Source organism: Sphingomonas sp. FUKUSWIS1, assembly GCF_000733135.1.
Lineage (GTDB): Bacteria > Pseudomonadota > Alphaproteobacteria > Sphingomonadales > Sphingomonadaceae > Sphingomonas > Sphingomonas aerolata.
The window spans coordinates 9,451-19,229 of the sequence record NZ_JPJC01000096.1; the positions used below are offsets into that span (position 1 = coordinate 9,451).

10 protein-coding genes are annotated in these 9,779 nt (G+C 66.6%); 2 read left to right on the top strand and 8 right to left on the bottom strand.

The genetic code is table 11. The features are described from left to right. The 5 genes from sphsw_RS07165 to sphsw_RS07185 all read right to left on the bottom strand — a co-directional run. Positions 1-1,324 (bottom strand): class I tRNA ligase family protein (locus sphsw_RS07165; protein ID WP_031440004.1); only part of this gene is annotated, 1,324 nt, incomplete at its 3' end. A gap of 73 nt (positions 1,325-1,397) precedes the next feature. Continuing rightward, a complete protein-coding gene (locus tag sphsw_RS07170) occupies positions 1,398-2,321 on the bottom strand; it encodes a bifunctional riboflavin kinase/FAD synthetase (protein ID WP_031440005.1) in 924 nt (307 codons plus the stop codon). A gap of 128 nt (positions 2,322-2,449) precedes the next feature. Next, positions 2,450-2,914: a dihydrofolate reductase gene (locus sphsw_RS07175; RefSeq protein WP_031440006.1), complete on the bottom strand. Its 465-nt coding sequence runs from the start codon at positions 2,912-2,914 to the stop codon at positions 2,450-2,452. A 165-nt stretch (positions 2,915-3,079) separates the two neighbouring features. Beyond that, the gene (locus sphsw_RS07180) at positions 3,080-3,598 is read right to left on the bottom strand and encodes a hemerythrin domain-containing protein (protein ID WP_031395906.1); all 519 of its coding nucleotides are present in this window, start codon (positions 3,596-3,598) and stop codon (positions 3,080-3,082) included. 75 nt (positions 3,599-3,673) lie between these two features. Next, complete coding sequence (locus sphsw_RS07185; RefSeq protein ID WP_031440007.1) at positions 3,674-4,468, bottom strand: thymidylate synthase; 795 nt, start codon at positions 4,466-4,468, stop codon at positions 3,674-3,676. Positions 4,469-4,553: 85 nt separating this feature from the next. Here sphsw_RS07185 and sphsw_RS07190 point away from each other — a divergent pair, with 85 nt between their 5' ends. Beyond that, a complete protein-coding gene (locus sphsw_RS07190) occupies positions 4,554-4,946 on the top strand; it encodes a JAB domain-containing protein (RefSeq protein ID WP_152555421.1) in 393 nt (130 codons plus the stop codon). Positions 4,947-4,980: 34 nt separating this feature from the next. Here sphsw_RS07190 and sphsw_RS07195 read toward each other — a convergent pair whose 3' ends face one another. The 3 genes from sphsw_RS07195 to sphsw_RS07205 are packed head-to-tail and all read right to left on the bottom strand — an operon-like array spanning position 4,981 to position 9,407. Continuing rightward, on the bottom strand, positions 4,981-5,700 hold the full coding sequence (locus sphsw_RS07195; RefSeq protein ID WP_031440009.1) for a class I SAM-dependent methyltransferase: 720 nt from the start codon (positions 5,698-5,700) through the stop codon (positions 4,981-4,983). A 2-nt stretch (positions 5,701-5,702) separates the two neighbouring features. Then, complete coding sequence (gene prfB, locus sphsw_RS07200) at positions 5,703-6,830, bottom strand: peptide chain release factor 2 (RefSeq protein WP_031394840.1); 1,128 nt, start codon at positions 6,828-6,830, stop codon at positions 5,703-5,705. Positions 6,831-6,887: 57 nt separating this feature from the next. Further along, complete coding sequence (locus sphsw_RS07205) at positions 6,888-9,407, bottom strand: penicillin-binding protein 1A (protein ID WP_031440010.1); 2,520 nt, start codon at positions 9,405-9,407, stop codon at positions 6,888-6,890. A 140-nt stretch (positions 9,408-9,547) separates the two neighbouring features. Between sphsw_RS07205 and sphsw_RS07210 the strand changes: the two genes are divergently transcribed. After that, the coding region (locus tag sphsw_RS07210; protein WP_152555423.1) for a hypothetical protein at positions 9,548-9,779 on the top strand (232 nt) is incomplete at its 3' end.

Below are 9,779 nucleotides of genomic sequence, written 5' to 3' on the forward strand. Positions count from 1 at the left end.
GCGGCGTAGCGCGGAAGATCACCTTGGCCTTGGAACGCCACGAATGCGGGTAGCTGTGCTTGAAGTCGTCGCTCGCCGCGAGCAGCGCACCGGTCGCGCGCAGATCGGTGCAGATCGGGCCGTCGGCGGCCACGAACTTCTTGTTGATGACAGACCCTTGCCCGCCGAGCCAGGCCCAGTCGGCGCGGTACATCCCCGCACCGTCGACCGCGAAGACCGGGTCGATGCCGTATTGCTTGCAGAGCTCGAAATCGTCCTCGCCGTGGTCCGGCGACATGTGGACGAGGCCGGTGCCCGCGTCGGTGGTGACGAAGTCGCCGGGGAGGAACGGGCGGGGCTTGGCGAAGAACCCGCCGAGTGCGTGCATCGGGTGGCGTGCGGTGGCGCCTTCGAGTTGCGAACCGAGGATCTGTCGATCTGTGATCTCTTGCAAATCTCCTGAGTCTAACAGGATGCCGGTGCGACGCTCAAACTCGTTCTTAAGGTCGAAGGCGATGAGGAACCGGCGACCATCAGCTGCGTGAAAGGCCTGATAGTGCATGCCAGGCCCATAGCTGAGCGCCTGGTTCACCGGGATCGTCCACGGTGTCGTCGTCCAGATCACCGCATGCGCGCCGACCAGTTCGGGCGCGTTCGGCGCGTCGACGATCTCGAACGCGACGTCGATCTGCGTCGAGACGATGTCCTCATATTCGACCTCGGCCTCGGCGAGCGCGGTCTTTTCGACCGGCGACCACATCACCGGCTTCGCACCGCGGTACAGCTGGCCGCTCTCGGCGAACTTGAGCAGCTCGCCGACGATCGTCGCCTCGGCATCGTACTTCATCGTGAGGTACGGATCGGCCCAGTCGCCCATCACGCCGAGCCGCTCGAACTCGCCCTTCTGCACCTCGACCCATTTTTCGGCATAGGCGCGGCATTCGGCGCGGAACTGGTCGACGGGGACGTCGTCCTTGTTCAGCTTCTTCGCGCGATACGCTTCCTCGACCTTCCACTCGATCGGCAGGCCGTGACAGTCCCAGCCCGGGACGTAGGGCGCGTCCTTGCCCATCAGCGATTGCGATCGGACGATGATGTCCTTCAGGACCTTGTTCATCGCATGGCCCATGTGGATGTCGCCGTTCGCGTACGGGGGGCCGTCGTGCAGGATGAACCGCTCGCGCCCGAGCCGCTGTTCGCGCAGCCGGTCGTAGATGCCGAGCTTTGCCCAGCGCTCTAGAATCGCCGGCTCCTTGGCGGCGAGACCGGCCTTCATCGGGAAGTCGGTCTTCGGCAGGAAGACGGTGTCGCGGTAATCGCGGGCGGGCGCAGGAGTATCGGTCATAAGTGGGCCGGGCTGTAGCCGAGCGGAGGGCGCGTTGCCATCCCCCCTCCCGCACGCACCAGCAGTGGCGCAGTCAGGCGAGGATGGTGCGTGCGCGGTCGCAGTCGATGTCCATCTGCGCGATCAGCGCGTCGAGGCTGTCGAACTTCGCCTCGGGGCGCAGATAGTCGATCAGCGCGACCTCGATCGTCTGCCCGTACAGGTTTTCGGTGAAATCGAAGAAATGCGGTTCGAGCAGTTCCTTCGGCGGATCGAAGCTCGGGCGGATGCCGAGGTTCGCCGCGCCTTTCAGCACGCGCCCGTCCTCCAGCCGGCCGGTCACCGCGTAGATCCCGTAGGCGGGACGCAGATAGTTGCCCATGTCGAGATTGGCGGTCGGATAGCCGATCGTGCGGCCGAGCTTGTCGCCATGCTGCACCACGCCCTCGATCGCGAACGGACGCGTCAGCAGCCGGGTCGCGGTCGCCATGTCGCCGGCACGCAGCGCCTCGCGGATCCGGGTCGAGGACACCGTCTCGCCATCCAGCGCGACCGCGCCGACGGTTTCCGCGCGAAAGCCGTGGACCGGGCCGCGCGCGGCGAGCGTGTGGACCGTGCCGCTCTTGGCATGGCCGAAGGTGAAGTCCTCGCCCGTCACCACGCCGCCGATCCGCAGATTGCGTTGGAGCCGGTCGGCGACGAACTGCTCGGCGGTCAGCGCGGCGAGATCGCCGTCGAAGTGGAACACCACCATCGCATCGGCGCCAGCGTCTGCGAACAGCCGCTCGCGCTGGTCGAGCGTCGTGAGGCGGAAGGGGGGCGTATCGGGGCGGAAATGGCGGACCGGATGCGGATCGAACGTCGCCACCAGCGCAGGGCGCCCCTCCGCCTTGGCCCACGCGATCGCGCGCGCGACCACCGCCTGGTGACCGAGATGGAATCCGTCGAAATTACCCAGCGCCACGATCCCGTCCGCCAGATGCGAAGGGATGGATGCGCCACCGTCGAGCCGTTGCATGCACGGGTCAGTACCCAGACGCCGCGGATGACGATAGTCCTTCCGTGTCGTTGTCTCCCGCGCCTCCTTGTTCTCCCGCGAAGGTGGGAGTCGAGTCCGAGCTCCCGCCTTTGCGGGGGGAACGGTCTTTACCGGCGGGTGAGCGTGACGAAGCTGTAGGGTGGACGCTGCTTTTCGCCCGGGTGGTCTTCGCGGGCAATCTCGTGCCAGCCGTCAAACGCGGGGACGATGGCGTCGCCTTCGGGTTCGTCATGGACTTCGGTGAGCTCGATCCGGTCCGCATGGGGGAGCAGCTGCGCATAGATCTGCGCGCCGCCGATTACCGCGACGTCGTCCCCGGCCATCGCGAGCGCCTCGTCGATCGAATGCGCCACTTCCGCGCCGTCGGCGTGCCAGTGACCGCGGGTAAGGACGATGTGGCGGCGGCCGGGGAGGGGGCTCGGGAAGCTCTCGAACGTTTTTCGGCCCATCACCATCGGCTTGCCCATCGTAAGCGCCTTGAAGCGCTTGAGATCGGCAGGGAGGCGCCAGGGGAGCTGGCCGTCGCGGCCGATGACGCCGTTGCTGGCGCGGGCGAGGTAGAAGGTGATCATGCGGGTATCATGGCGGATATGGGGGCGGGGGGCTATGCTTGTATCACCACCCCGGCGAAGGCCGGGGCCCAGTTGGGGGACGTCGGTGGTGAAAGACGGCGCTCCGTTACGACCACCTTTCCACCTGGACCCCGGCCTTCGCCGGGGTGGTATAAAGCGGGTCAATCAGTTCGGGGCGTGTTCCTTGACGTACGCCTCGGGATCCTTCTCGACGACCTTCACGCCGTTCAGGTGGTTCGCCTCGAACGCCGCGAACCGGACGCCCAGCTCGTGCCGCTCTTCCAGCGTCGCATGCTTGCGGAAGTCGGTCAGGCCCTGGCGCTCTTCCTCGGCGAGGTGATCGCTGTTCGCCTTGTTGCATTCGCCGACCGCCTCGAACCACGCGTCCGAGCCGACCGGATGCTTGTCGACCGCTTCGCCGGTTTCGCGGATGTCGTTGTGATCCTCGATCGCGTCCTCGGTCTCCTCGGCGGCCGAGTCGGCGTCGTTGCCGCCGGTGCCGATCTTCATCAGCCGCGGGTAGAAGAAGCGCTCCTCCGCCTCGGCATGCGCGTCGAGCAGGTTCTTGAGGCGGGTCCACAGTGCCGACAGCGCCTCGGTGTCCTTGGCGTCGATGCTGTCGATCTGTGCGAACAGCGCACGCTGCTGCGCGTGTTCGTCGAGGATGAGCTGGGTGATGTCCATGATAGGCCTTCCGAATGGGTTCGGACGGTCAACCGCGCGGACGGCACCCAGTTCCTATTGCGATTCGCTCTCTGTTCAGACCGCGACGGGTGCCTTGATGTGCGGCTGCGCGACGTAGTCGTGGAGCACGAAATCCTCATGCTCATATGCGTCGATCGAGTCCGGCTTGCGCACGATCTCGAGCCGCGGGAGCGGGCCGGGGGTGCGGCCGAGTTGCAGTCGTGCCTGCTCGAGATGGTTCGAATAGAGGTGGCAGTCGCCGCCGGTCCAGATGAACTCACCGACCTCGAGTCCGCATTGCTGCGCGAGCATATGCGTCAGCAGTGCGTAGCTGGCGATGTTGAACGGCACGCCGAGGAAGATGTCGCCCGAGCGCTGGTAGAGCTGGAGCGAGAGCTTGCCGTTGGCGACATGCGTCTGGAAAAGGCAGTGGCAGGGGGCCAGCGCCATGGCGTGCAGATCGCCCGGGTTCCACGCGCAGACGATCTGGCGGCGCGAGGCAGGGTTGGTCTTGATCTGGTCGACCAGCTCGGCGATCTGGTCGATATGGCGACCGTCGCCGGCCACCCAGTCGCGCCATTGCTTGCCATAGACCGGGCCGAGATCGCCGCTCTCGTCCGCCCATTCGTCCCAGATCGCGACCTTGCGCTCCTGCAGCCAGCGGACATTGGTGTCGCCGCGCAGGAACCACAGGAGTTCGACGATGATCGAGCGAAGATGAAGCTTCTTCGTCGTCAGCACGGGGAAGCCCTGCGCGAGATCGAAGCGCATCTGCGCGCCGAAGACGCTGAGCGTGCCCGTGCCGGTGCGGTCCATCGTCTCGACTCCGGTCGAGAGCACGCGGTCCATGAGGTCTAGATATTGGCGCATCGCGACGGCCTAGCGGTGCGGGGCGGATCGCTCAAGCGGATGCAGTTGTGGATGCGACAGGGGCAGCAATGCGGCAGTCGAGGTGGTGCCCGCGTCGCCCGCCTCCGCTCCGATCATTGCCGACCTTGCAGCGGCATGCGCGCTGTTCGCAAGACTCGGGCATGCAACGACTGAGGCGGTGGCGGTCGCCTATCTTGATCCGAATCGGAGGCTTTTGGGCATGCGGCATGTGGCGGGCGGGCGCGATCAGGTGCAGATCGCGGTGCGCATCATCGCTGCCGATGCGCTGGCGTTCGCGGCGCAGGGGGTGGTGATCGCGCACAATCATCCGAGCGGGGACGTGACCCCGAGTACGCGCGACGTGGCGTTTACCCGTGCGCTGGCGGCCGGGTTGCGGACCGTGGAGGTCGTGCTGTTCGATCACGTGGTGATCGCTGGCGACCGGGTGGCGAGCCTGCGCGCGATGGGGATGGTCTGACGGTCCGGAACAATACTTGCTCCACCCGGTGGCGCTATTTCGTCCGGCAGGCGCGGATTGCCTCGGGCGCGGGGCGCGGGCCGGTCGCGCGGAACATGGCCATATAGCCGCCCGCCGACGGCATCTCGTCTCTGTCGACCTGCGTATAGCCGACCGCCGCGAACTCGCATTTCAGCAGTGCGGGCGGCGTGCCGTGGTTGCGCGTCTCGCGATCGGCATCGACGACGACGACGAGTCCGTCGGGTTTCAGCGAAGGGCGAAGCCGCCACAGGAACTCGTAGGGCTGCTCAATCTCATGGTACATGTGCACCATCAGTACGCGGTCGAAACTCGCCGGGGGCAGCTTCGGATCATTGGCTTCGCCGAGTCGCACGCTGACATTGGCGAGATCTTCGCGCGCGACGCGCTCCGCCAGCTGGTCGCGGACGCTCGCGACGATGTCCTCTGCGAGAACGCGACCGTCCTTGCCGACCCGCGCGGCGGCGCGGATCGTGTAATAGCCCTCGCCTGCGCCGATATCGGCGACCGTCATGCCCTTGCGGAGATCCGCCTTGGTCATGACCTCGCCCGCTTCGTTCAACCGGTCGCGCGCCTCCTCATTCGACCAGCGCGCGGAGACGATCGACGCGACCGGCCGGTCGGCGGCGGGGAAGGGGCCCGCATCCTTGGGTTCACGCTGGATCAGCGGTTTGCTGCCATCGCATGCCGCTAGCAGCCAGATCGGGGACAGCAGCAGGGCCAGGACGCGCGTCATCTTCAATCGACGTCCTCCACCTCGACCGCCTCGCCGGTCACACGCTGCGACAGCGCGGCGGCCATAAACGCCTCGAGATCGCCGTCGAGCACGTCCGACGGACTGGTCGAGACCACGCCGGTCCGCAGATCCTTCACCATCTGGTACGGCTGCAGCACATAGGACCGAATCTGGTGGCCCCAGCCGATATCGGTCTTCGACGCATTCTCCGCATTGGCCGCCTGCTCGCGGATCGCGAGCTCGCGTTCATAGAGCCGCGCGCGGAGCTGGTTATAGGCCTCGGCCTTGTTCTTGTGCTGCGATCGCTGGTTCTGACACTGCACGACGATGCCGGTCGGGACATGCGTGATGCGCACGGCCGAATCGGTCGTGTTGATATGCTGGCCGCCTGCGCCGGAGGCGCGATAGGTGTCGATACGCAGGTCGCTCTCGTTATACTCGACCTCGATATTGTCATCGACGACCGGATAGACCCAGACGCTAGCGAACGACGTGTGACGACGCGCCGCGGAATCATACGGGCTGATCCGCACCAGCCGGTGAACGCCGCTCTCGGTCTTGGCATAGCCATAGGCGTTCTCGCCCTTCAGCAGCAGCGTCGCGGACTTGATCCCCGCCTGCTCGCCCGAATGCTGGTCGACCAGTTCGACCTTCAGCCCGTGGCGTTCGCCCCAGCGCGAATACATGCGGCTGAGCATGCCCGCCCAGTCCTGGCTTTCGGTCCCGCCGGCGCCGGCATTGACCTCGATATAGGTGTCGTTGGCATCAGCCTCGCCCGCGAGCAGCGCCTTGATCTTGTCCTTGTCCGCGCGGGCGGCGAGTTCGGCGAGCGCGGCGACGCCGTCCGCTTCCATCGCGGTGTCGCCCTCGGCCTCGGCCATTTCGATCAGCTCGGACGTGTCGCTGAGCTCGCTCTCGATCGCGCGCGTCGCGCTGATCGCCTCGTCGAGACGACGACGCTCGCGCATCACCTCCTGCGCAGCCTTGGGGTCCGACCAGAGCGCCTGATCCTCGACGCGCGCGTTCAGCTCGTCGAGACGACGCAGTGCGCGGTCCCAGTCGAGAAAACGGCGCAATAGCGCCAGCGCGTCCTTGATGGTGTCAACGTGAGCCTGCGCTTCGGCGCGCATGGGTATTCTCCAGTGTTGGGACCGGCATGAACAGCCAGCCCCGGAATATGGGGACGGCTAGTAGATTCCGCCCTGTCTTTGCAAGAAATCGCTGTCGCGCGGAGCCTCTGCCTTGGGGGCGGCGGTCGGCGCGGTGGTGGTGGTGGGAGCGGGGCCCGCACGGCGCGCGGCACGCCGCGGCTCGCTTTCGGGCTTGAACGCTTCCCAGATGACGCCCGGCTTGGGATCGTCGGTGTTCGGCCATGTCCCATAGACCGGGCGGCCACTCCCCCGGTCGATCCGGACCATCCGGATGCCCGCGGGTGCGCGGAATGGCAGCTTGGGCAGATCGGCATAGGCCTTGACCGCGAATTGCTTGAAGATCGGCGCCGCCAGCGTGCCGCCCTGCGCCGCGCTGCCAAGGTTCCGCGGCGTATCGAAGCCGATATACAGCCCGCCGACATATTGCGGGGTTCCGCCGATGAACCAGACGTCGGTCGGGCCATTGTTCGTGCCCGTCTTGCCGAACATTGGCCGATCGAGATCACGCAGCGTCACCGCGGTACCGCGCTGCACCACGCCTTCGGTGATGTGGACCATCTGATAGGCGGTCATCGCGTCGAGCACCTGGCGCTGGCGCGCGACCGGACGCGGCATCGGCTTGCCGTCCCAATCGGGGGCGTTGCACCGGTCGCAGGCCCGCCAGTTCTCGGGCCAGATTACCTTGCCGTGCCGATCCTGGACGAAGTCGATAAGCGACGGCGGCCCGCCCTTGCCGTTGTTCGCGAGGATCGAATAGGCGTTGACCATCCGCCCCACGGTCGTCTCGCCGGCACCCAGCGCGAAGGAGAGATAGGGCGCGTAATCGCCGACGCCCATCTTCTTGATGGTGGCCACGACCTTGGGCATGCCGGTCTGCGCGGCGGCGCGGACCGTCATCAGGTTGCGCGACTGTTCGATGCCCCAGCGCATCGTGTGCGGCCCGGCGCCGCGCGAATTGCCGAAGTTGCGGAAGCATTTCTGCCCCAGCCGCGCACCCTGATAGACGCAGAACGGCCCGTCGACGATGATCGAGGCGGGCGTCATCCCGTTGTCGAGCGCGGCGGAATAGACGATCGGCTTGATCGTCGATCCAGGCTGGCGCATCGCCTGGGTGGCGCGGTTGAACGCCTGGAGCCGGTCGTCGAAGCCGCCCTGCATCGCAAGCACGCGGCCGCTGGCAGGCTCCTCGACGACGAACGCACCTGAGACCTTGGGGATCGCCCGGAGCGCGAACTCGCCGCCTTCGGGCGCGACCGCGATGATGTCGCCGGTCTTGATCGCCCCGAACGCATTGCCGCCCTTGCCGCGCACCGCCATCTGCGCGGCATATCGTGGCAGCGTGCCGGTCTTGCCGGTGCGGAAGCCGAGGCTCCAGCTATTGCCGTCCTTGCCGGTCACGATCGCCGCCACCCAGTTGCGGTAATCGAGTGCGATGTTGCTGTTGAGCAACGGCTGGAGCCAGTTGTCGTCCTCGATCTCGACATGGCGGATCGGCCCGTTCCAGCCGCGCCCGCTGTCGAAGCGGACCAGACCATCACGCAAGGCCTGCTGCGCCAGATCCTGCAACCGCGTGTCGAACGAGGTCCGCACCCAGAGGCCGCCCGAGTAGACGCTGTAAGGGCCGTCCTTCGCGCTTTCGCCGAACTTGGCCATCAGCTGGCGGCGGACTTCCTCGACGAAATAGCCGCCGACGCTTTCAAACCGGGGCGTGCGTCGCAGCACGACGCCCAGCGGTTCGGCGTTCGCCGCGTCGAATTGCGCGCGGGTGATGAACCCGTTCTCGAGCATCCGGTCGAGCACATAGTTGCGCCGCGTCATTGCGCGGTCGTGATAGCGCACCGGATCGTAATTCGACGGACCCTTGGGCAGGATCGCGAGATAGGCGATCTGTGCGAGATCGAGCTGGTCGAGGTCCTTGTCGAAATAGGCGTGGCTGGCGGCTTCGACGCCGAACGCGTTCCGGCCAAGCGCGATCTGGTTCAGATAGAGTTCGAGAATCTGCGGCTTGGTCAGCGTATCCTCGATCTTATACGCCAGCACCGCTTCGCGCAGCTTGCGCGTCGGCGAATATTCGTTGCCGATCAGAAGGTTCTTGGCGACCTGCTGCGTGATCGTCGATCCGCCGCGGGCGCGTCGGCCGCTGCCGATCTTCGAGACATAGTCGAAGACCGCGCCGGCGAGCCCCGGAAAGTCGACGCCGTGATGCTCGAAGAACGACTTGTCCTCCGCGGCCAGGAACGCATTGATCAGCATCGGCGGATATTCGGCGAAGCTGAGCTCGACGCGACGTTCGCGCGCATAGCTGTGGATCGGTGCCCCATCGATCCCGCGCACATTGGTCGGCAAGGGCGGTTCGTAGGTGCGCAGCGTATCGACCGAGGGAAGGTCGCGGACGACGATCAGCCAGAAGCCGAACAGCGCGATCAGCCCGAGGCCGAACAGCGCGAGCGCCGCCTTGGTCCAGCGGCTCGCCCAGACGCGCGCGATACTGCCGCGCAGTCTGTCGGTGGTCCGGCGGGTCGCCGTCGAAGAGTTTGGGGAAGGATCGGACGCCATATTCGTGCCCCGCGTCTAGCAGGTTCGCGCGTCCTTGCCAGCCGCGTTCGGCGGGGTGGGGGCTGGGCACGACGGTCGCGGTGGTGCGCGACCCCCGGAAAAGCGGTTGCGCCACGACCGATCTGTGGCAGCAGGCGGCGATGACTCCGCCGCCGCTACCGATCCTTGCCGTCCTGCCCGAACTGCTTACCGCGCTGCGTACGCGGTCCTCCGCCGTGCTCGTCGCGCCGCCGGGCGCGGGCAAGACGACCGCGGTCGCGCCTGCGCTGCTCGAGCAAGCCTGGTGCACCGGCGAGATCCTGCTGCTCTCACCCCGGCGCCTCGCCGCGCGCGCCGCGGCGGAACGCATGGCGGCGACGGCGGGCGAGCCGG

Coding starts and splice junctions, on each gene's coding strand:
- sphsw_RS07175 (WP_031440006.1), bottom strand. CDS start 2,914: ATGATCACCTTCTACCTCGCCCGCGCCAGCAACGGCGTCATCGGCCGC.
- prfB (WP_031394840.1), bottom strand. CDS start 6,830: ATGCGCGCCGAAGCGCAGGCTCACGTTGACACCATCAAGGACGCGCTG.
- sphsw_RS07185 (WP_031440007.1), bottom strand. CDS start 4,468: ATGCGCCAATATCTAGACCTCATGGACCGCGTGCTCTCGACCGGAGTC.
- sphsw_RS07195 (WP_031440009.1), bottom strand. CDS start 5,700: ATGACGCGCGTCCTGGCCCTGCTGCTGTCCCCGATCTGGCTGCTAGCG.
- sphsw_RS07170 (WP_031440005.1), bottom strand. CDS start 2,321: ATGCAACGGCTCGACGGTGGCGCATCCATCCCTTCGCATCTGGCGGAC.
- sphsw_RS07205 (WP_031440010.1), bottom strand. CDS start 9,407: ATGGCGTCCGATCCTTCCCCAAACTCTTCGACGGCGACCCGCCGGACC.
- sphsw_RS07180 (WP_031395906.1), bottom strand. CDS start 3,598: ATGGACATCACCCAGCTCATCCTCGACGAACACGCGCAGCAGCGTGCG.